Source organism: Pseudomonas sp. Marseille-Q0931 (assembly GCF_940789645.1).
GTDB lineage: Bacteria > Pseudomonadota > Gammaproteobacteria > Pseudomonadales > Pseudomonadaceae > Aquipseudomonas.
The window spans coordinates 89,960-110,581 of sequence record NZ_CALNWT010000016.1; the positions used below are offsets into that span (position 1 = coordinate 89,960).

The following is a 20,622-nucleotide window of genomic DNA, read 5'->3' on the forward strand; positions in this document are numbered from 1 at the left end:
AACACACAGCGCACTCAACGTGACTCAAAATAGTCTTTTGGTCGCAGTCTGACGCGCACCCACTGCATTTCCCCGAAATCTTGATGTAGTATGCCGCGCCACGGACTACAAGACGGCCAGACCGTCTCCGGCGAGCCTCTCTGAAAGCGCAGGCGTTGATTACGCAGGTCGTTTTCAGAGGAGCCCGAAGCGGCTATTGAGTAAAGCTCAGAGAGTGAGGCAAGTGATGACTGAACGCGTTCAAGTCGGTGGCCTGCAGGTCGCCAAAGCCCTGTACGACTTCGTGAACAACGAAGCCATCCCCGGTACCGGCATCGCTGCCGACCAGTTCTGGGCCGGTGCCGCTGCGGTCATCAAGGACCTGGCGCCGAAGAACCGTGCCCTGCTGGCCAAGCGTGACGAGCTGCAGGCGCAGATCGATGCCTGGCATCAGACGCGCAAGGGTCAGGCTCATGACGCGGCCGCCTACAAAGCCTTCCTCCAGGAAATCGGCTATCTGCTGCCGGAGCCGGAAGATTTCCAGGCCACCACCACCAACGTCGACGAAGAAATCGCCCGCCTGGCAGGCCCGCAGCTGGTCGTGCCGGTGATGAACGCGCGCTTCGCCCTGAACGCTTCCAACGCCCGCTGGGGCTCGCTATACGATGCGCTGTACGGCACCGACGTGATCAGTGAGGAAGGCGGCGCCGAGAAGGGCAAGGGCTACAACAAGGTACGTGGCGACAAGGTCATCGCCTTCGCTCGCGCCTTCCTCGACGAGGCCGCACCGCTGGCTGCCGGCTCGCACGTTGACTCCACCGGTTATGCCATCGTCGACGGCAAGCTGGTCGTCGCCCTCAAGGGTGGCAGCAACAGCGGCCTGCGTGACGACGCACAGCTGGTTGGCTTCCAGGGCGAGGCCAGCGCGCCGATCGCCGTGCTGCTCAAGCACAACGGCCTGCACTTCGAAATTCAGATCGACGCTTCCAGCCCCATCGGCAGCACCGACGCCGCCGGCGTCAAAGACGTGCTGATGGAAGCCGCGCTGACCACCATCATGGACTGCGAAGACTCCGTCGCTGCCGTCGATGCCGACGACAAGGTGGTGGTCTACAAGAACTGGCTGGGCCTGATGAAGGGCGACCTGGCCGAGGAAGTGTCCAAGGGCGGCAGCACCTTCACCCGCACCATGAACCCGGATCGCGTCTACACCAAGCCGGACGGCTCGGAGCTGACCCTGCATGGCCGCTCGCTGCTGTTCGTGCGCAACGTCGGTCACCTGATGACCAACCCGGCCATCCTCGACGCCGAAGGCAACGAGATTCCGGAAGGCATCCAGGACGCGCTGTTCACCAGCCTGATTGCGGTGCACAACCTCAACGGCAACACCACGCGCAAGAACACCCGTACCGGCAGCGTGTACATCGTCAAACCGAAAATGCACGGCCCGGAAGAAGTCGCCTTCACCAGCGAAATCTTCGCCCGCGTCGAGGAAGTGCTGGGCCTGGCCCGCAACACCCTGAAAGTCGGCATCATGGACGAAGAGCGCCGCACCACCGTCAACCTCAAGGCCTGCATCAAGGCGGCCAGCGAGCGCGTGGTGTTCATCAACACCGGCTTCCTCGACCGTACCGGTGACGAGATCCACACTTCCATGGAAGCCGGCGCCGTGGTGCGCAAGGCTGCCATGAAGAGCGAGACCTGGATCGGCGCCTACGAGAACAACAACGTCGACGTCGGCCTGGCCACCGGCCTGCAGGGCCGCGCGCAGATCGGCAAGGGCATGTGGGCCATGCCGGACCTGATGGCCGCCATGCTCGAGCAGAAAGTCGCGCACCCGCTGTCCGGCGCCAACACCGCCTGGGTCCCGTCGCCGACCGCTGCCACCCTGCACGCCCTGCACTACCACAAGGTCGACGTTTTCGCCCGTCAGGCCGAACTGGCCAAGCGCACCCCGGCTTCGGTAGACGACATCCTGACCATCCCACTGGCCAAGGACACCAACTGGTCAGCAGAAGAAATCCGCAACGAGCTGGACAACAACTCGCAAGGCATTCTCGGCTACGTGGTGCGCTGGATCGACCAGGGCGTCGGCTGCTCCAAGGTGCCGGACATCAACGATGTCGGCCTGATGGAAGACCGCGCCACCCTGCGCATCTCCAGCCAGTTGCTGGCCAACTGGCTGCGCCACGGCATCGTTACCGAAGCGCAAGTGGTCGAAAGCCTCAAGCGCATGGCGCCGGTGGTCGATCGTCAGAACGCGGCTGACGCGCTGTATCGCCCGATGGCCCCGGACTTCGACAACAACGTCGCCTTCCAGGCTGCGCTGGAGCTGGTGGTCGAAGGCACCAAGCAGCCCAACGGCTACACCGAGCCGGTGCTGCATCGCCGTCGTCGCGAGTTCAAGGCCAAGAACGGCCTCTGATCGCTGCGCAGTGAACGAGCCGCCTTCGGGCGGCTTTTTCGTATCCGCCTGGCCGGGAACGGGCTTGTGTGGGAGCGGACTCGTCCGCGAACGATATCTGCACAAAAGCTTCGCGGCCAAGGCCGCTCCCACAGGGCTGCCTTCTCGGCGGGAGCTGCGCCCCCTACTTAGGTGCAATGGGCAAAGCGCCGAGACCGCACCACACTGACAACATCCCGAAACTGCGAGGCGCAAGCCCATGAGCAAGGCCGACGCGATGGCCGATGCGGGCAAGACTGCGGTGCTGCAGAACATCCACGGCACCATGGAGTTCCTGCAGAAGTTCCCGCCTTTCAACCAGATGGACACCGCTCACCTGGCGTTTCTGGTCGAGCACTGTCAGCTGCGTTTCTATGCCGAGGGCGACTCGATCATCAAGCCCAGCGACGGCCCGGTCGAACACTTCTACATCGTCAAGCAAGGCCGCGTGCACGGTGAGCGCCCACACAGTGCCCGTCGCGGCACCGAGACCACCTTCGAAATCACCGCCGGCGAGTGCTTCCCTCTGGCCGCGCTGATCGGCGAGCGTGCCACCCGCACCGAGCATCTGGCCGCCGAAGACACCTTCTGCCTGCTGCTGGCCAAGGTCGCCTTCGTCAAACTATTCGCCGTCTCCAACCCGCTGCGCGACTTCGCCCTGCGCGGGGTCAGCAGCCTGCTCGATCAGGTCAACCAGCAGGTGCAGCTGCGCGCGGTGGAAACCCTCGGCGCGCAATATTCGCTGGATACCCGCCTGGGCGAACTGGCCATGCGCCAACCCATCGGCTGCGCGCCCGACACGCCGCTGCGCGATGCCGTGCGACTGATGCACGAGCAGCACGTGGGCAGCATCGTGGTGCTCGACCCGGCCGACAAGCCGCTGGGCATCTTTACCCTGCGCGACCTGCGCCGGGTGGTCGCCGACGGCGTCGACCTGGCCCAGCCGATCGACAAGCTGATGACGCCCAACCCCTTCCATCTGGCGCCGGATGCCAGCGCCTTCGATGCCGCCATCGCCATGACCGAGCGGCATATCGCCCACGTCTGCCTGGTGGAGCACGAGAAACTCCGCGGGGTGATTTCCGAGCGCGATCTGTTCAGCCTGCAGCGGGTCGACCTGGTGCATCTGGCACGCACCATTCGCCACGCCGGCAAGGTCGAGACGCTGGCCGGGCTGCGCAGCGACATCCGCCTGCTGGTCGACCGCATGCTCGCCCACGGCGCCAGCTCGACGCAGATCACCCATATCGTCACCCTGCTCAACGACCACACCGTGTGTCGGGTTATCGAGCTGACCCTCGAGGAAATGGGCGACCCGGGCATCCCCTTCACCTGGCTGTGCTTCGGCAGCGAAGGCCGCCGCGAACAGACCCTGCACACCGACCAGGACAACGGTATCCTCTTCGAGGCCAGCGATGCCGCCCACGCCGCGGCCATTCGCGAGCGCCTGCTGCCGATCGCGCGCGAGATCAACCAGCGCCTGGCACAGTGCGGTTTCACCCTGTGCAAGGGCAACATCATGGCCGGCAATCCCGAACTGTGCCTGTCGCGCCAGGAATGGTCACGGCGCTTCGCCGGCTTCGTCCTCGAAGCCACGCCGGAGAACCTGCTGGGCTCGTCGATCTACTTCGACCTGCGCACCATCTGGGGCCCGGATGAAGGCTGCGAACAACTGCGCAGCGAGCTGCTCGGCCGCGTCGCCAGCAACAGCCTGTTCCAGAAGATGCTGGCCGAGAACGCCCTGCGCCAGCGCCCGCCGGTCGGGCGCTTCCGTGATTTCGTGGTGGCACGTTCCGGTGCCGACAAGGACACCCTCGACCTCAAGGTACAGGGCCTGACACCTTTCGTCGACGGCGCCCGACTGCTGGCGCTGGCCAATGGCATCGGCGCGGTCGGCACCCTGGAACGCCTGCGCGCGCTGATCACCAAGGGGGTGATCGATGCGCTGGACGGTGCTGCCTATGAGGAGGCCTACCATTTCATTCAGCAGACTCGCATGCAGCAGCACCAATTGCAGGCGCGCGACGAGCTGCCCTATTCCAATCGGGTCGATCCCGACCACCTCAACCACCTGGACCGGCGTATTCTGCGCGAGTCGTTCCGCCAGGCGCAGCGCCTGCAGAGCAGCCTGGCCATGAGGTATCAGCTATGAGCAGGTTCACCTGGTTCACCGGCCGCGGCCCGGCCCTGACCCAGCAGCAATTGCAACGCCGCCAGACCTTGAGCGCACCGGCAGCATTCGACGAACGCCCCCTGCATGAGCAGCGTTTCGTCGTGCTCGATCTGGAAACCACCGGTTTGAACATGCGCCGTGATCAGGTGCTGGCCATCGGCGCGGTGGTGATCGACAACGGCGCCATCGACTTCGCCGAACAGTTCGAATGCACCCTGCACCAGCCCGATCATCAGGCCAGCGCCAGCACCCTGATCCACGGTATCGCCCCCAGTGAAGTGGCCCGCGGCGTCGACCCCGCCGAGGCGCTGCTAGACTTCATGGAGTTCGTCGGCAGCAGCCCGCTGCTGGCCTTCCACGCGGGCTTCGACCAGCGCATGCTGGCCCGGGCACTGCGCCAGAGCCTGGGTTATCGCCTGCAGCACAATTTCTTCGATGTTGCCGAAATTGCCCCGCTGCTGTGTCCGCAGGCACGCATCCGCCAGGGCGGGCTGGACGAGTGGGTTGCCGAATTTGGTCTGCAGGTGCACCAACGCCACAACGCCAGCGCCGATGCGCTGGTCACCGCCGAACTGGCGCTGATGCTGTTCAGCAAGGCGCGCCGCCAGGGCATCGACAGCCTCTGCGAATTGGAGCGTCAACTGGCCAGCCGGCGCCGCCGCCAGCACGCGATGTAATAGGTGCTATGTAGGGTGGATGACGCTTCACCCATCCACCAAGGTTGTTGCCCTCATGGTGGGTGAAAGGAGCGTCATCCACCCTACGAAAACCTAGAGATCGCGCATCAGCAGCCCGTATTCCAGCTGCACATCCGCCGGCAGCGGCAGATACAGGACGTGGCCATCGCCAGGCGCCACCGGCTGCGCCTGCCCTTGAGCATTCTGCAGGTGCTCCAGGCCGAAACGCAGGTTGCCCTGCGGCGTCATCAGCTCCAGGCCGTCGCCGACGGCGAAGCGATTCTTCACCCGCACTTCGGCCAGCTCGCCACGGCGTTCGCCGGTCAGTTCGCCGACGAACTGCTGATGCTCCGACACCGAGCTGCCGCGCTGGTAGTTCTGGTATTCGTCATGTACGTGGCGACGCAGAAAACCCTCGGTGTAACCCCGATGCGCCAGTGACTCCAGGCTGCCCAGCAGGCTCGGGTCGAACGGCTTGCCGGCCAGCGCATCGTCGATGGCGCGGCGGTAGACCTGCGCGGTGCGCGCCACGTAGAAATGGCTCTTGGTGCGCCCCTCGATCTTCAGCGAATGCACGCCCATGCGCACCAGGCGCTCGACGTGCTGCACCGCGCGCAGGTCCTTGGAGTTCATGATGTAGGTGCCGTGCTCGTCTTCGAAGGCGGTCATTTCATCGTCCGGCCGCCCCGCCTCCTGCAGCACAAATGCCTGGGTGGTCGGCGCGCCCTGGCCCAGTGTCGGCTCGACCACGCGGACGATTTCGCCCAGCTCGTTCTCGCTCGCCGGCGTGGCCTGGTACTGCCAGCGGCAGGCATTGGTGCAAGTTCCCTGGTTGGGGTCGCGGCGATTGATGTAGCCCGACAGCAGGCAGCGCCCGGAATAGGCCATGCACAGTGCGCCGTGGACGAACACCTCCAGCTCCATGCCCGGCACCTCGCTGCGGATCTCCTCGATCTCCTCCAGCGACAGCTCGCGCGAGAGGATCACCCGCGTCAGCCCCTGCTGGCGCCAGAACTCGACGCTGGCCCAGTTCACCGCATTGGCCTGCACCGAGAGGTGAATCGGCATCTGCGGATAGTGCTGACGCACCAGCATGATCAGGCCGGGGTCGGACATGATCAGCGCATCGGGGCGCATCTCGATCACCGGCGCCAGGTCCTTGAGGAAGGTCCTGAGCTTGGCGTTGTGCGGGGCGATGTTGACTACCACGTAGAACTGCTTGCCCTGCGCGTGCGCCTCATCAATGCCGACGGCGAGGTTGGCATGGTCGAACTCGTTGTTGCGCACGCGCAGGCTGTAGCGCGGCTGCCCGGCATACACCGCATCGGCGCCGTAGGCGAAGGCGTAGCGCATGTTCTTCAGGGTGCCGGCCGGCGACAGCAGTTCGGGGAAAAACGACATGAAACACCTGCATGCAAGGCAAAGCAGGCGATTCTAGGCAGGCTGCGCAGACGAACATTGATCTGCATCTATGAAAGGCCGGGCGTTGCGCCCGGCCTTTGCCGATTAGGGTGGGAGCCAATCATTCGCGACCATGGCCTTCACCGAGGCAAATCATCGCGAATGAATTCGCTCTACATGCAGACGCGCTGGTACAGCACCTCGTCCTTGTCGACACGCTTGAGTTGAGCGACCTGAGGCTGTTGCTTCTCGTCCAGCGGCAACAGTTCGGCTGTCGTGCAGTTGAGCAGATGCGCCTGGTGCGACACGTGATCGATGTGCTGCTTCTCGAAACGATAGAGCATGAACTCGGCCACCTGCGCATCCGCCACCTGCTCGCGCACCACGCTCTTGCTGTCGAGCACGGTGAAGGCGGTGACCATCGGCACGAAGTAGCTCCACGGGCGCCAGAACACGTGACCCGCTTCGGTCGCAACGACGACCGACTCCGCGGGCTGACGCGCCTGCTGGTGCTCGAACCAGGAGTACTCGTAGAACACCTGATAACTCAGCATCCCCAGACCACCGAACAGTGGCACGATCCACCTCGGCAGCTTGTTGCGCGTCAGTTTGCGCAGCAGCAGAGCGATACCGGCAGCGCCGAGCCCCGCGACCACGATGGCAAGCAAAGTCCACAACATATGACTGTTCCCGAAAAAAGACGGGCCTCCAGTGGAGGCCCGTCTGTCAGACCCTGGACCATCGACAGATGGTGTCAGGCCAGGATTATGCTCAGTGGTTCAGAGCGGCACCAGCACCTTTGGGGGTACGCACGCTTTCCACCAGATCCTGGATTTCCTGCGGCGGCTCGGCGGTGACCATCGATACGCCGTAGGCAACGGCGAAGTTGATCAGGGCGCCGACGGAACCGAAGGAAGCCGGGGAGATACCCATGAACCACTGGTCCGGGGTATTGGGCAGCATGTTGGTTTCCGGAATGAAGAACCAACCCAGGTAGGTGAAGATGTACAGCAGCGTCACGACCAGGCCGGCGACCATACCGCAGATCGCGCCCTTGTCGTTCATGCGCTTGGAGAAGATCCCCATCATCAGTACCGGGAACAGGGTTGCCGCAGCGATACCGAAGGCCAGCGCCACCACCTGCGCGGCGAACCCGGGTGGATTCAAGCCCAGATAGGTCGCCAGCAAGATTGCGCAGGCCATCGATATCCGCGCCGCCATCATCTCGTTCTTCTCGCTGATCTTCGGATTGATCAGCGTCTTGATCAGGTCATGACTGATCGCCGAAGAAATCGCCAGCAACAAGCCAGCCGCCGTCGACAATGCCGCGGCAATGGCGCCCGCCGCGATCAGACCGACTACCCAGCCAGGCAGGTTGGCGATCTCCGGGTTGGCCAGAACCAGGATGTCGTTGTTCACGGTCAGCTCGTTACCGTTCCAGCCACGCTCCTGAGCGGTCGCGGTGAAGGCCGGTGCAGCATCGTTGTACATCTGGATGCGGCCGTCGCCGTTCTTGTCTTCCCACTTGATCAGGCCGGTGGTTTCCCAGGTCTTGACCCACTCAGGACGCTCTTCGTAGGACAGGGCCGGGGCAGAAGTGCCTTCCGGATAGATGGTGGTCACCAGGTTCAGACGCGCCATGGAGGCAACGGCCGGAGCGGTGAGGTACAGCAGGGCGATGAAGATCAGGGTCCAGCCGGCGGACCAACGGGCATCGGCCACGCGCGGTACGGTGAAGAAGCGGATGATCACGTGCGGCAGACCGGCGGTACCGATCATCAGCGACATGGTGAACAGCACCATGTTCAGCTTGTTGTCGACATCGGCGGTGTAGGCAGCGAAGCCCAGCTCACGTACCACTTCATCGAGCTTCTGCAGCAGCGGCACGCCGGACTCGACGTGGTCACCGAACAGGCCCAGCGGCGGGATCGGGTTACCGGTCAGCTGCAGGGAGATGAAGATCGCCGGGATGGTGTAGGCCACGATCAGTACCACGTACTGAGCGACCTGGGTGTAGGTGATGCCCTTCATGCCACCGAATACGGCGTAGGCGAATACCACGGCCGCGGCGATCCAGATACCGGTGGAGTTGCTCACTTCGAGGAAGCGCGAGAAGGCAACACCGGCACCGGCCATCTGGCCGATCACGTAGGTCACGGAGATGATCACCAGGCAGATCACCGCAGTCAGGCGCGCGCCACGACTGTAGAAGCGATCACCGATGAAATCCGGCACGGTGAACTTGCCGAACTTGCGCAGGTAGGGCGCCAGCAGCATCGCCAGCAGCACGTAGCCGCCGGTCCAGCCCATGAGGAAGGTGGAGTTGGCATAACCGCCGGCGGCAATCAGGCCCGCCATGGAGATGAAGGATGCAGCGGACATCCAGTCAGCGGCAGTCGCCATGCCGTTGGTGACCGGATGCACACCACCGCCGGCGACGTAGAACTCTTTGGTGGAGCCGGCACGCGCCCAGATGGCGATGCCGATGTAGAGCGCGAAGGACGCGCCTACGAACAACATGTTGATTACGAATTGGCTCATGACCGCTTACTCCTCGACGCCAAATTCTTTATCGAGTTTGTTCAGTCTCCACGCATAGTGAAAAATGAGCCCGATGAAGAAGAGGATGGAGCCTTGCTGCGCGAACCAGAATCCGAGGTCGGAACCGCCAACGGAGATTCCCGAGACCATCGGGCGCAGGATCATGGCGAATCCGTAGGAAACCAGTGCCCAGACGATCAGGCTCCAGGTGATGAGCCGCACGTTGGCCTTCCAGTAGGCCGCGGCATTTGCTTGTTCAGAAGTCATAGACGCCTCCGGTTATTGTTATTCTGATGCAGCTTCAAGCTAGCAGCAGGCCAGCACCGTCCGACAGATAGACATTGGTAGTAGCCGCATCACGACGTTTCCAACACTCATCGCGAACAGCGAAACCGTGGAAGAGAAATGGCGGCCGAAAAGTTTACGAATAAGATAAAAACTCATTTGATAGCCATTCTCTAAAACACTAGAATCCTGGGCCCTCACCTACCCGACGCCCCAAGGATTCACATCATGCGACGCCTGGTCGTACCGCTTCTCGCCCTACCCGCTCTCGCCGGTCACACCGCCTTCGCCAGCACGGAAAACGACACACCGCTGGCACTGGAAGAAATGCAGATCACCGCCCCCAGCGAGCGGGCCGACGGCCCGGTGGATGGCTACCGGGCCAGCCGCTCGGCCAGTGCCACCCGTACCGATACGCCGATTCACGAGATTCCGCAGTCGATCAGCGTGGTGCCGGCGCAGGTGGTGCAGGACATCGGCGCGGTGCGCCTGGAAGATGCGCTGGATTACGCCGGCGGCGTGGAGCGCGGCAACAACTTCGGTGGCCAGGGTCTGACCGAATTTCTGATTCGCGGCTTCAACAGCCAGGAGTTCTACCGCAACGGTTTCGCCGTCAACCGCGGCTACCCGAACATGCCCGACGCCAGCACCATCGAGCGCATCGAAGTGCTGCGCGGGCCGGCGGCCATGCTCTACGGCCGCAGCGATCCAGGCGGCACCTTCAACATCGTCAGCAAGCAGCCGCAGGCCGAACGCCGCACCGTGCTGGGCAGCCAGGTCAACAGCGAAGGCCTGCGCCGCGGCACGCTGGACACCACCGGCGCGCTGGACGAACAAGCAGCCTTCACCTACCGCCTGAACCTGGTGGCCGAAGGCGGCGACAGCTTCCGCGATGACGTCGAGAGCGAGCGCTACAACGTCGCCCCGGTGCTGCGTTGGCAACTCAACGAGACCACCGCCGTCACCCTCGAAGGCGACTACCTGCACAACCGCCACCCGCTCGACCGTGGCGTCACCCGCTACTCCAACCAGAACGGCAAGCTGCCGCGCGATCGCTTCCTCGGCGAGGAAGCCGCCGGCAAGCTGACCAACGCCAATGCCACCACCCAGCTGCGCATCGAACACCTGCTCAACGACTGGACGCTGCGCGGCGGTGTGCAGTACCTGGATGGCGACCTGTCCGGCGGCGCCGTGGAGAACAACAGCAACGCCTACCGCGGCCTGGCCGCTGGCAGCAGCGTGGTCGGGCGTAACTACAACGAGCGCTGGCTGAACTGGAACGACGTCAATGCCCAGGCCAACGCCGAAGGCAACTTCGACCTTGGCGGCTTCGCCCACACCCTGCTGGTGGGTGTGGAGTACGACAAGTTCAACTACAACTCGCTGATCATCCGCTCGCCAGGCGGCAACGCTTACCCCATCGACCTGTACAACCCGGTACACGGCCAGCCGCTGCCAGCGTTGACCCGCACCACCACCCACGACGCCGAGACGCTGAAATCCTACGCCTTCTATCTGCAGGACCAGATCGCCCTGACCGAACGCCTCAAGGCGCAGGTAGGCGCGCGCATCGAGCGCTTCGAGCAGAGCTATGACGACAAGCTCAACCGCAGCGGCAGCTGGGATCAGGCGCACAATGCAGTCTCGCCGCGCTTCGGCCTGATCTACGACCTCACCGACGAACTGGCGGTATTCGCCAACACCTCGCGCTCGTTCAAACCCAACCGTGGCGCAGACCGCCTGGGCAATGCCTTCGATCCGGAAGAAGGCGTCGCTCATGAAGTCGGCATCAAGTACGACATGGCCGACCGCGACCTGAGCCTGACCGCGGCGGCGTTCCATATCGTCAAGGAAAACGTGCTGACCAGCGACCCGCTGGATACAACACGCAGCATCGCCGCTGGCGAAGTGCGCAGCCGTGGCTTCGATATCAACCTGGCCGGCAACATCACCCCGCAATGGCGGGTGATCGGCGGCTATGCCTATGTCGACGCCGAAGTCACCGAAAGCACCAGCGCCACCATGCCGGCAGGAACGCGCCTGGGCAACGTGCCACGACACAGCTTCAACCTGCTCGACACCTACGAGTTCGACGGCGGCCCGCTGGCCGGCCTGGGCCTGGGCATCGGCCTGAAGTACGTCAGCGAGCGCCAGGGCCAGACCAGCAACGACACCTTCGACATGGACGGCTACGGCCTGGTTGACCTGCTGGCCTACTACCCGCTGACCGAGAACGTGCGCCTGAACCTCAATCTGAACAATGTGTTCGACAAGCACTATGAAGAGCGCGCCTGGAACGTCTGGTCCTACCCGGGCGAACCGCGCACGCTGCAGGCGGGGATTTCGGTCAGTCTGTAAAGCCGAGCGCCAGGGAACGCGGTTCACCCTGGCTTGTCACCTCGTAGCGCGGATGCAACCAGGGGATGGCCCGGCACCCTATTCCCGAATCAAATCCGGGCTACATATCGTCACCTACGACGCTATCTGCCCTCAGGCGCAGGCCAAGCGGATATGGCTTTTGCCGTTGTAGGAGCGAATTCATTCGCGAACACCCCAATTCTTATCGCGAATGAATTCGCTCCTACAGGGTTGGCAAGAGCGGCGAATACGTGCCTTTAGAGCGGATCGGAGACCAACTCGATCGGTAGCAGATAGCGGTCCTCAGCAAACTCGATGGGCAACTGATAGCGATGGGAGTTTTCCTCGACGGTCTGGCATTCGCCGTCGATCAGCGCCATACGCCGCTCGACACGCGCGTTCTTCAACAGCAGATCGCGATACCCGCCGTGCCCAGCCCGGTCGGTGATGATGACCACGCCCTTGGTTTCGCTGAACGCTCCGCTGCAGTTGGTATCCCACTCGCCTCCAGCCGTTCTCACCGGTAACTCGCTCAACAATGGGCGCAGGCTATCGGTGTCCAGCTGGTAAAGATCGAGCCGGGTTTCATAGAACGGATTGGGCCGCGAACTGCCGCTCCGCGATATCCGCACACCGAATGCAATATCGTCTGCGCGCAGGCGATAAGGCGCGGTATCAAACCTCAAATCCTCGATAAAAACCGCATCCCAATCCAGTCGATTGGGCTCGACCAAGCGCGCCAGGAAACGCTGCCTGGCGCTATCGAACACCAGCAATTCCAGGTCCGTTTCCCCGTAGCCATCGTGTTCGGCGCGCACCAGCGGCATCGCAAGCAGGGTCAGTTGAGGCCGCGCCGGCCAGACCTTGCAGATGCTGCGCTCGGCGTCCACACGATAGCGCCCGCGCTCGTCTTCCAGCGCATGGCCCGGATGGGCCATCTCGATCCAGGCCGGCAGGCGCTGGCGGCAATCTTCAGCCAGTATGGCGCCGCTCAGCAGCATGCAGCCCAGGGCTGCGGCAAATAAAGTTTTCATCCTTGAGAGCCTCCGGTTCATCCCGGCGCGAGTCTACGCTGCTAACCGCCCACTGCCCATGATGGGCATCGCGAAACAGCCAGGCGATACGCCGCGCTAGCAGTTGCCCGACACGCGTATCCTCGCGCAAACCGATATGCCCGCTCATGCCCGATACCACAGGCGCATAAAGCCCAGCGCCAGCAGCAGGCCGACCTGGCCCAACGCCGCGCACAGCGACAGGAAGGAGCGCAGCGTGCCGTTGCTCGCCGCGTCCTGGATACCGGTCAGGGCACTCCAGAAACTCTCTGGCAGCACCATCAGGCTCAGGCTTGCGAGCGGCTTGCCGGTCAGCAACAGGCCGTCGATCAGATTGAACCAGCCACAGAACATCAGACCGATGAGGATCATCACTGCCACCACCAGACCGAGCCCAAGGCAGGCGGAAAATTGCATGAGAAGACGCATGGGGATCACCTCCGACAAGAGGCGCGGCTTGTAGTGACCGCGCCATTCAGATTCAGGCCTGCGCAGCGCTGCGGCCGACGCCGTACCAGTCCAGTTTGCGGGTCAGCACCATCACGCTGCCGAGCACGCCGAACACCAGCAGCGAGCCCATCAGCAGGGCGTAGTCCTCGGCGTTGAGCAGGCCGTAGAGCATCGCGTACAGCGCGGCCAGCAGGCTGCCGAAGCCCAACCCGCGTCGCCAGCTGTGCAGCACGAAGCTGACGTAGAAACCAATCAGGCCGACGCAGGCGCAGGCAGACAGCAGATAGGCCAGGGCGAAATCCAGATGTTCGGAGAGCGACAACAGCAGCAGGTAGAACAGCGCCAGCGACAGGCCGACCAGGGCGTACTGCACCGGGTGTACGGCCAGGCGCTTGAGGACCTCGAAGAGGAAGAAGGTGGCGAAGGTCAGAGCGATGAACAGCAGCGCATATTTGATCGCGCGATCGGTCTTCAGGTACTGGTCGACCGGGTCGACGAAGCTCACTCCGAAGTTGCGGCCAAACAGCCCCTGACAACGCTCGCTGCCCACGCAGTCACGCAAAGCCTCCTCCAGATTGGTGGCGAAGAAGCTGGTCTGCCACTCGGCAGTGAAACCCGCAGCGCTGATCTCACGGCTGCTCGGCAGGTATTCGCCGACGAAGCTCGGGTGCGGCCAGTCGGAGTTCAGCTTGACCCGGCTGTCACGCCCGACCGGCACTATCGAGAGCTGCTCGGTGCCCTGCAGTTTCAGATCAAAGGAGAACTCGAGCGTCTGCCCACCCTGCGCATCCAGAGCGGGGAGCGGTGCATGCACGCCGGCGCCGAAGTTATCGTCGCCGCTGCCCGGTGCGAAACTCAGGGTCTGGCCGTTCAGGCGCAATTGCAGGTCGTTGCTGATACCTCGGATATCGCTGATGCCGACCGAGAGGAAGGGTTTCTCGAAGCGGTAGAAACCCAGGTCGTCGCCCAGCCCGAGGCGTGCCGGCAGACGAAATTGACCGCTGACCTGGCTGTCGCTGCGGTACAGGCGCGCTTCGTAAATGCCGCGCGCTCGCAGCTCGGTGCCAACCTGCCCTTCGAGCACGAAGCGCTCCGGCAGGAAATACAGGCGGCCGCGGCGCTGACGCTCTTCGCTATAGCGCTCGCCGGTCTTCTCGTTGGTTTTCCACTCGTGCGTGGTCTTGATGTAGGGCAGCACCAGGATCGGCCCGGTGATCTGCTGGCGGTAGCTGGAACTGCGGGCAATGTCCTGCAGCACCTCATGGCGTAGGCCCTGACGCTCGTCGACCAGGCCATCGATCATCAGCAGGGGAATCATCAGTAGCAAAATCAGCAGGGCGATGGCGCCCAGCTTGAAGCCCAGGGAACGGTTCATGGTACGGCTCTCCGTAGCGAGTGAAGGTACGGCAGAGTCTGGGCAGGGGCGGTGGGTGGCGTATGGGGCGAGCGTGGAGATTGTGTGGAGAATGGGTGAAAAAGAAAGGGCGCCGATTCGGGGCGCCCTTCCTAACTGCTATGCGGCATACGACTGCTCCCGCGTGATGGATGACCGGATCAGCCGATACGGCTGGCACCTACGCGGTCGGCGCCATCTGCGGCAACGCGGTTCAGACCAACGCGGTCAGCGCCATCTGCGGCTACGCGGTTCAGGCCAACGCGATCAGCACCGTCTGCGGCTACGCGGTTAAGACCCACGCGGTCAGCACCACCTTCGGCTACGCGGTTCGGACCAACACGATCTGCGCCACCTTCGGCGATACGGTTCAGACCAACGCGATCTGCGCCATCTTCGGCTACGCGAAAACGCTCTAGAGTAAGCTCGGCACCGCCTTCGGCGACACGATTGATGCCTACGCGATCAGCACCATCTTCGGCCACGACCGGAGCAGCGGACTGTTGCGCGGAGATCTGTGGCAGAGCGAATACGCTGGCCGACAGGGCGGCGATAACGAGGCTGGCGAAGATCTGCTTTTTCATGGTCGTTCTCCTGAAGAGGGGTGAGTAACTGGCTACGGTTGTCATGTTACGCACGCCTCAGAATGGCAAAAGGCACATCTCGGGATAGTGACCATCGACGCCGTCGATACCCGAAAAAAGCGTTTATCGATCAGCCAGATAGCCATCAGAAAAGACCAGGCGGCATCACCCTCGCCTTCCGTCTGCTCGGCAGCTGCGCGGGCGAAAGGCACTGGCATCTGTATAAAAAACCAGTAAAACTTCGCAGCATGCTCGCCCTCGACGCCCCCGAACTCTATTACCTGGCCAACTTCCGCAAGGCCCTCGACTGGCTCGGCGCCCATCACCGCGATTTGATGGACGATGCCGAGCGCGCCTTCATCGTGGATTTTCTCCAGCTGCCATTACCCGCCCAGGCGCTGCTGGTGCGCCTGGTGATGCGCAAGGGCGTGCACTTTCGTGTCAGCAAGCTGCGCTATGCGGAGATAGGCGAAATCCAGAGTGCGGCTGCACCGCTGCTGGTGCTGGGCTGGCTGATCGACTGCGCGGCTCTGAGTCTCGACGAGCTGGGCGCCCTGCTGCTCAAGGAAGAACTGGCCACGCATTTCGCCGCCAACCTGCCACGCGGAGCGTTGAAGAAAAGCGAGGTGCTCGACCACCTGCGCGAGCTGCATGTCGAACCACGCAGCCTGGCCGACTGGTGCCCGCAACTGGACGAGCGCCTGCTGAGCCTGGCCATCGGCCCGCTGTGCGACCGCCTGCGGCTGATGTTCTTTGGCAACCTGGCGCAGAACTGGTCGGAGTTCGTGCTCGCCGACTTGGGCATCTTCCGCTACGAACAGGTGCCGATCACGCCGGGCTCGCGCGGCTTCCGCAACCGCAAGGATGTGGACGACTACCTGCATCTGCGCGCCTGCCGCGAGGCCTTCGAAGCCGGCCTGCCTGTAGCCGAGGTGCTGCAGCAGCTCGGGGATTTTGCCAGCGACAACCCGCATATCGGCGAGCGCTACCAACGCCTGCTGCTGAAAATGGCGCAGCAGCTGGAACGCGCTGGCGAGCTGGAATCAGCACTCGCGCTGTACCGCGATACTCACGCGGTTGGCACGCGGCAGCGGCAGATTCGCGTGCTCGAGCGCCTGGGCAGCGATGCCGAGGCGCTGACCCTAGCCGAGCAGGTGATCGAGGCGCCACACAACGCCGAAGAAGCGCAACTGGCCGAACGCGCGCGCACCCGCCTGCGCAAACGCCTCGGCCTGGCGCCAGCGGCCAGGGCGGCGAAGCTCAGCGAGAATCGTCTCGACCTGCGCCTGCCGCGCGCCGCCAGCGTCGAACTGGCCGTGGCCATGCACCTGGCCAAGCCGGACGCGCCCGTGCATTACGTGGAGAACACACTGATCTGCGGGCTGTTCGGCCTGCTCTGCTGGGAGGCGATCTTCGCCCCGCTGCCTGGCGCCTTCTTCCACCCCTTCCACGCCGGCCCGGTGGATCTGCACCGCGCCGACTTCCATGCCCGTCGCAGCGAGCTGTTCGCCGCCTGCCTGGCGCGCCTGGACGACGGCAGCTATATCGAGGCCATACGCCGTACCCACGCCGAGAAATTCGGCATCCAGTCACCCTTCGTGTTCTGGGAGCTGCTCGACGCCGAACGCCTGGAGCAGGCCCTGATCTGCCTGCCGCCCGCGCACCTTGCCGCCTGGTTTCGCCGCCTGCTGGCCGACATCCGCGAGAACCGCGCCGGCATGCCCGACCTGATCCAGTTCTGGCCCAGTGAGGGCCGCTACCGGATGATCGAGGTAAAAGGCCCCGGCGACCGTCTGCAGGACAACCAGAAACGCTGGCTGGCGTTCTGCGCCGAGCATGGCATGCCAGTCAGCGTCTGCTACGTGGAGTGGAGCGATTGAGCCTGCGCATCGCCGTGCGCGAGCTATGCGAGTTCACCGCGAAGGAGGGTGACCTCGACCTGCGCTTCACCCCCTCGCCCACCGCCGCCGAAGGTATGGCCGGACACGCCACCGTGGTCGCGCGGCGCGGCCCGGATTACGTCTCCGAGCTTCCCCTGATCGGCGAGTTCGAAGGGCTGACGGTCAGTGGCCGCGCCGATGGTTTCGACCCCGAGTTTCGCCTGCTGGAAGAGATCAAGACCCACCGTGGCGACATCTCGCGCATCCCCGCCAACCACCGCCTGCTGCACTGGGCGCAGGTGAAGATCTACGGCTGGCTGCTGTGTCAGGAGCTGGGCTTCGAGGAACTGGATCTGGCGGTGGTCTACTTCAACGTCATCACCCAGCAGGAAACGGTATTCCGCGAGCGCCACAGCGCGGCGTCCCTGGGCGAGTTCTTCGCCCTGCACTGCCGCCGCTACATCCATTGGGCGCGCCAGGAGCAGGCACATCAGCACGCACGCAACCAGGCGCTGGAGAAACTGAGCTTCCCCTACGGCGAATTCCGCCATGGCCAACGGCAACTGGCCGAGGCCGTGTACCGCGCCGCGCGTGACGGCCATTACCTGCTCGCGCAGGCCACCACCGGCATCGGCAAGACCCTCGGCACCCTGTTTCCGCAGCTCAAGGCCATGCCCGGCCAGCAGCTCGACCGCCTGTTCTTCCTCAGCGCCAAGACGCCGGGCCGGCGCCTGGCACTGGATGCCCTGCAACGCCTGCGCGAACCGGAGACGCCGTTGCGCGTGCTGGAACACGTCGCCCGCGACAAGGCCTGCGAGCACCCGAGCAAAGCCTGCCATGGCGACTCCTGCCCACTGGCCAAGGGTTTCTACGACCGCCTGCCGGCAGCGCGCAGCGCGGCACTCAAAGAACGCTGGCTGGATCAGCAGGCGGTGCGCAATATCGCCATCGCCCATGGTGTATGCCCCTACTACCTGAGCCAGGAGCTGTGCCGCTGGAGCGACGTGGTGGTGGGCGACTACAACTACTACTTCGACCTCGGCGCGCTGCTGCACAGCCTCACCCTGATCAACCAGTGGCGCATTTGCCTGCTGGTGGACGAAGCGCACAATCTGGTAGAGCGCGGGCGCGGCATGTACAGCGCCGAGCTGGATCAGGCGCGCTTCAAGGCCATGTGCCGTGGCGCGCCGAAGCGGCTGAAGAGCGTGCTGGACCGGGTCGACCGCCACTGGGATCAGCTGCACCGCGAGCAAGAGGTGCCCTATCAGGTCTACCCGCTGGCGCCGGACCTGCTGCTGGCCGCGCTGGGCAAGGCGGTCAGCGCCATCACCGACCTGCTGACCGATCAACCCGAAGGCAATGGCGGCGAGCTGCTAAGTTTTTATCTGGACGCCATGCTGTTCTGCCGCCTAGCGGAAAGCTTCGGCCCGCACTCGCTGTTCGATATCAGCCGCGTCGAGGCTGGCAACGGGCGTAGCTACTCGACCCTATGCATCCGCAATATCCTCCCGGCGCCCTTCCTCGGCCCGCGCTTCGAGGACGCCCACAGCGCCACGCTGTTCTCCGCCACCCTCAGCCCCAGTCACTACTACCTCGACCTGCTCGGCCTGCCGGAAGAGACGCAGTGCCTGGATGTCGCCTCGCCGTTCAGCGCCGAACAACTGCATGTGCAGGTGGTGCGCAACCTGTCGACCCGCTACCAGCACCGCGACGCCTCGCTGGCGCCGATCTGCCAGTTGATGGCGCGCCAATACGCCGAACGCCCCGGCAACTACCTGGCCTTTTTCAGCAGCTATCAGTATCTGGAACAGGTGCTGCAGGAGCTGCGCCGCGATCACCCGCACATCCCAGTGTGGACGCAATCGCGACAGATGGACGAAGCGGCGCGCCAGGGCTTTATCGAACGCTTCCAGATCGGCGGCCGCGGCATAGGCTTCGCCGTGCTCGGCGGCGTCTTCGGCGAAGGTGTCGACCTGCCCGGCGAACGTCTGATCGGCGCCTTCGTCGCCACCCTCGGCCTGGCCCAGCTCAACCCGATCAACGAAGAAATCCGCCAACGCATGGACGCCCTGTTCGGCAATGGCTACGACTACACCTACCTCTACCCCGGCCTGCAAAAGGTCGTGCAAGCCGCCGGCCGGGTGATCCGCACGCCGGAAGACCAGGGCGTGCTCTATCTGATCGACGACCGCTTCGCCCGCCCCGAAGTCCGCCGCCTGCTGCCAACCTGGTGGCAGGTGGAACTGCTGCGCTTGCCGCTCAAAGCCCCCACACCCGAACCACAACCTCTCCTGTAGGAGCGGATTTATCCGCGATCAGTGCATAAGTCCTAGCGTTGGTGATGCTGAGCTAGCGGGCAAACTGCGCGACAGGAAAGAGCTTGATCTCCCGCACCTCTACTTTTTCCCAGACTTTCCCCAGCGTATAGGGATCATGATCAAGCCAATGCTCAAGTGCATCTCTGCTGCCAAACTCGACATGGGCAGAAGAGCCCACCATACGGCCCTCTGCATCAAGAATCGCCCCACCGCTGAGAAACGTACCGGCTGCCGTCATTTTCTTTAACCCGTCCAGGTGAGCTTCTCGGTGCTCCAGACGACGAGACAATGCATCCGGGTCGGTAAAATCGAATGCCGTCACTACATATTGCATGCGTTCTCCTTGGTTTACGTCAGCAGGTATCCTAGGTCGCGCACAGCGAAACCCAGGCACCAGCAGAGCGGGTGTCCATTCATAGTCAGACATGCATCACAAGGATGTAAACATGAGCGATAACGCAAAATTAAAGGGATTGGGTGGCTGGTTGATTCTGGTCGGGCTCGGTCTGATCATCACGCCCCTGCGCATATCCATCACCTACGGGCCGATGTTCTATTCAGTATTCACTGACGGAACCTTCGAAACGCTGACCACTCCCGGCACCGAGTACTATCACTGGCTGTGGGCGCCCCTGCTGGTCTTCGAAGCCATCTTCAATTCATGCATGCTGATTGCGTGCGCACTTCTGCTTTACCTGTTCTTCACAAAACACTATCTCTTCCCAAAGGTCTTTATTGCCACGATCCTGATTTCCCTGGTCTTCATTCCCTTTGATGCCTGGTTAGGCTCGCTCATCTTTACCGACGAACCTGTATTCGATCCGGACACGACCAAGGAATTTGCACGCACCTTGTTCAGCGCCGTTATCTGGGTGCCTTACATGCTCGTATCGAGACGAGTCGAAGCCACGTTCGTGAAGGACATTCCCGAATAGATCGCTCTCACGGCTGGGTGGGAACGAAGACCTCGACGCTACAGCACTGACCAGCAGGCAGCTGCATCTCCGAACGAGTGAGCGATGCAGAGAGTCGTGAGACGGCTCTCACGCTGGAGCGTGGGCGCTATCTAATTTCTGCGCTGGGCAGCC

General features: G+C 63.3%; 16 protein-coding genes. 7 read left to right on the top strand and 9 right to left on the bottom strand.

The features are described from left to right. Positions 1–226 precede the first annotated feature (226 nt). The 3 genes from P3C50_RS21130 to P3C50_RS21140 all read left to right on the top strand — a co-directional run bounded on the left by P3C50_RS21130 (position 227) and on the right by P3C50_RS21140 (position 5,272). Complete coding sequence (locus tag P3C50_RS21130) at positions 227–2,404, top strand: malate synthase G (RefSeq protein ID WP_275547483.1); 2,178 nt, start codon at positions 227–229, stop codon at positions 2,402–2,404. A 238-nt stretch (positions 2,405–2,642) separates the two neighbouring features. Further along, the gene (locus P3C50_RS21135; RefSeq protein WP_275547484.1) at positions 2,643–4,574 is read left to right on the top strand and encodes a putative nucleotidyltransferase substrate binding domain-containing protein; all 1,932 of its coding nucleotides are present in this window, start codon (positions 2,643–2,645) and stop codon (positions 4,572–4,574) included. Continuing rightward, on the top strand, positions 4,571–5,272 hold the full coding sequence (locus tag P3C50_RS21140) for a PolC-type DNA polymerase III (RefSeq protein WP_275547485.1): 702 nt from the start codon (positions 4,571–4,573) through the stop codon (positions 5,270–5,272). Before P3C50_RS21135 ends, P3C50_RS21140 begins: the two co-directional genes overlap by 4 nt. A gap of 93 nt (positions 5,273–5,365) precedes the next feature. Here the strand turns inward: P3C50_RS21140 and yegQ are convergent, their stop codons facing one another. The 4 genes from yegQ to P3C50_RS21160 form a co-directional block, all read right to left on the bottom strand. Next, positions 5,366–6,673: a tRNA 5-hydroxyuridine modification protein YegQ gene (gene yegQ / locus P3C50_RS21145; protein WP_275547486.1), complete on the bottom strand. Its 1,308-nt coding sequence runs from the start codon at positions 6,671–6,673 to the stop codon at positions 5,366–5,368. Between the two features lie 173 nt (positions 6,674–6,846). Further along, positions 6,847–7,353, bottom strand: a complete 507-nt coding sequence (locus P3C50_RS21150) for a hypothetical protein (protein WP_275547487.1) — start codon at positions 7,351–7,353, stop codon at positions 6,847–6,849. Between the two features lie 91 nt (positions 7,354–7,444). After that, positions 7,445–9,214, bottom strand: coding sequence for a sodium:solute symporter family protein (locus P3C50_RS21155; RefSeq protein WP_197856852.1), 1,770 nt, complete (start codon positions 9,212–9,214; stop codon positions 7,445–7,447). Positions 9,215–9,220: 6 nt separating this feature from the next. After that, positions 9,221–9,481 (bottom strand): DUF4212 domain-containing protein, encoded by a 261-nt coding sequence (locus tag P3C50_RS21160; RefSeq protein ID WP_275547488.1) that lies wholly within the window; start codon positions 9,479–9,481, stop codon positions 9,221–9,223. Positions 9,482–9,727: 246 nt separating this feature from the next. On the opposite strand from P3C50_RS21160, the gene P3C50_RS21165 reads away from it, so the two are divergent. Continuing rightward, entirely contained in the window at positions 9,728–11,857 is a 2,130-nt protein-coding gene (locus P3C50_RS21165) for a TonB-dependent siderophore receptor (protein WP_275547489.1), read from the top strand. Between the two features lie 257 nt (positions 11,858–12,114). Here P3C50_RS21165 and P3C50_RS21170 read toward each other — a convergent pair whose 3' ends face one another. The 4 genes from P3C50_RS21170 to P3C50_RS21185 form a co-directional block, all read right to left on the bottom strand. Then, complete coding sequence (locus tag P3C50_RS21170; RefSeq protein ID WP_275547490.1) at positions 12,115–12,891, bottom strand: hypothetical protein; 777 nt, start codon at positions 12,889–12,891, stop codon at positions 12,115–12,117. A gap of 144 nt (positions 12,892–13,035) precedes the next feature. After that, positions 13,036–13,338: a hypothetical protein gene (locus P3C50_RS21175; protein ID WP_275547491.1), complete on the bottom strand. Its 303-nt coding sequence runs from the start codon at positions 13,336–13,338 to the stop codon at positions 13,036–13,038. A 52-nt stretch (positions 13,339–13,390) separates the two neighbouring features. After that, positions 13,391–14,734: a cell envelope integrity protein CreD gene (gene creD / locus P3C50_RS21180; protein ID WP_275547492.1), complete on the bottom strand. Its 1,344-nt coding sequence runs from the start codon at positions 14,732–14,734 to the stop codon at positions 13,391–13,393. Positions 14,735–14,913: 179 nt separating this feature from the next. Beyond that, a complete protein-coding gene (locus tag P3C50_RS21185; RefSeq protein ID WP_275547493.1) occupies positions 14,914–15,336 on the bottom strand; it encodes a phage infection protein in 423 nt (140 codons plus the stop codon). A 248-nt stretch (positions 15,337–15,584) separates the two neighbouring features. Here P3C50_RS21185 and P3C50_RS21190 point away from each other — a divergent pair, with 248 nt between their 5' ends. Then, positions 15,585–17,216, top strand: coding sequence for a VRR-NUC domain-containing protein (locus P3C50_RS21190; RefSeq protein ID WP_275547494.1), 1,632 nt, complete (start codon positions 15,585–15,587; stop codon positions 17,214–17,216). Continuing rightward, positions 17,213–19,513: an ATP-dependent DNA helicase gene (locus tag P3C50_RS21195; protein ID WP_275547495.1), complete on the top strand. Its 2,301-nt coding sequence runs from the start codon at positions 17,213–17,215 to the stop codon at positions 19,511–19,513. Before P3C50_RS21190 ends, P3C50_RS21195 begins: the two co-directional genes overlap by 4 nt. A 52-nt stretch (positions 19,514–19,565) precedes the next feature. On the opposite strand, the gene P3C50_RS21200 is transcribed toward P3C50_RS21195, so the two are convergent. Then, the gene (locus P3C50_RS21200) at positions 19,566–19,868 is read right to left on the bottom strand and encodes a YciI family protein (protein WP_275547496.1); all 303 of its coding nucleotides are present in this window, start codon (positions 19,866–19,868) and stop codon (positions 19,566–19,568) included. 112 nt (positions 19,869–19,980) lie between these two features. Between P3C50_RS21200 and P3C50_RS21205 the strand changes: the two genes are divergently transcribed. Continuing rightward, positions 19,981–20,469 carry a DUF2569 domain-containing protein gene (locus P3C50_RS21205; RefSeq protein WP_197856845.1) on the top strand — a complete coding sequence of 163 codons (489 nt, stop codon included), beginning with the start codon at positions 19,981–19,983 and terminating at the stop codon, positions 20,467–20,469. Positions 20,470–20,622: the final 153 nt, after the last annotated feature.

Coding starts and splice junctions, on each gene's coding strand:
- P3C50_RS21130 (WP_275547483.1), top strand. CDS start 227: ATGACTGAACGCGTTCAAGTCGGTGGCCTGCAGGTCGCCAAAGCCCTG.
- P3C50_RS21135 (WP_275547484.1), top strand. CDS start 2,643: ATGAGCAAGGCCGACGCGATGGCCGATGCGGGCAAGACTGCGGTGCTG.
- P3C50_RS21140 (WP_275547485.1), top strand. CDS start 4,571: ATGAGCAGGTTCACCTGGTTCACCGGCCGCGGCCCGGCCCTGACCCAG.
- yegQ (WP_275547486.1), bottom strand. CDS start 6,673: ATGTCGTTTTTCCCCGAACTGCTGTCGCCGGCCGGCACCCTGAAGAAC.
- P3C50_RS21150 (WP_275547487.1), bottom strand. CDS start 7,353: ATGTTGTGGACTTTGCTTGCCATCGTGGTCGCGGGGCTCGGCGCTGCC.
- P3C50_RS21155 (WP_197856852.1), bottom strand. CDS start 9,214: ATGAGCCAATTCGTAATCAACATGTTGTTCGTAGGCGCGTCCTTCGCG.
- P3C50_RS21160 (WP_275547488.1), bottom strand. CDS start 9,481: ATGACTTCTGAACAAGCAAATGCCGCGGCCTACTGGAAGGCCAACGTG.
- P3C50_RS21165 (WP_275547489.1), top strand. CDS start 9,728: ATGCGACGCCTGGTCGTACCGCTTCTCGCCCTACCCGCTCTCGCCGGT.
- P3C50_RS21170 (WP_275547490.1), bottom strand. CDS start 12,891: ATGAAAACTTTATTTGCCGCAGCCCTGGGCTGCATGCTGCTGAGCGGC.
- P3C50_RS21175 (WP_275547491.1), bottom strand. CDS start 13,338: ATGCGTCTTCTCATGCAATTTTCCGCCTGCCTTGGGCTCGGTCTGGTG.
- creD (WP_275547492.1), bottom strand. CDS start 14,734: ATGAACCGTTCCCTGGGCTTCAAGCTGGGCGCCATCGCCCTGCTGATT.
- P3C50_RS21185 (WP_275547493.1), bottom strand. CDS start 15,336: ATGAAAAAGCAGATCTTCGCCAGCCTCGTTATCGCCGCCCTGTCGGCC.
- P3C50_RS21190 (WP_275547494.1), top strand. CDS start 15,585: ATGCTCGCCCTCGACGCCCCCGAACTCTATTACCTGGCCAACTTCCGC.
- P3C50_RS21200 (WP_275547496.1), bottom strand. CDS start 19,868: ATGCAATATGTAGTGACGGCATTCGATTTTACCGACCCGGATGCATTG.
- P3C50_RS21205 (WP_197856845.1), top strand. CDS start 19,981: ATGAGCGATAACGCAAAATTAAAGGGATTGGGTGGCTGGTTGATTCTG.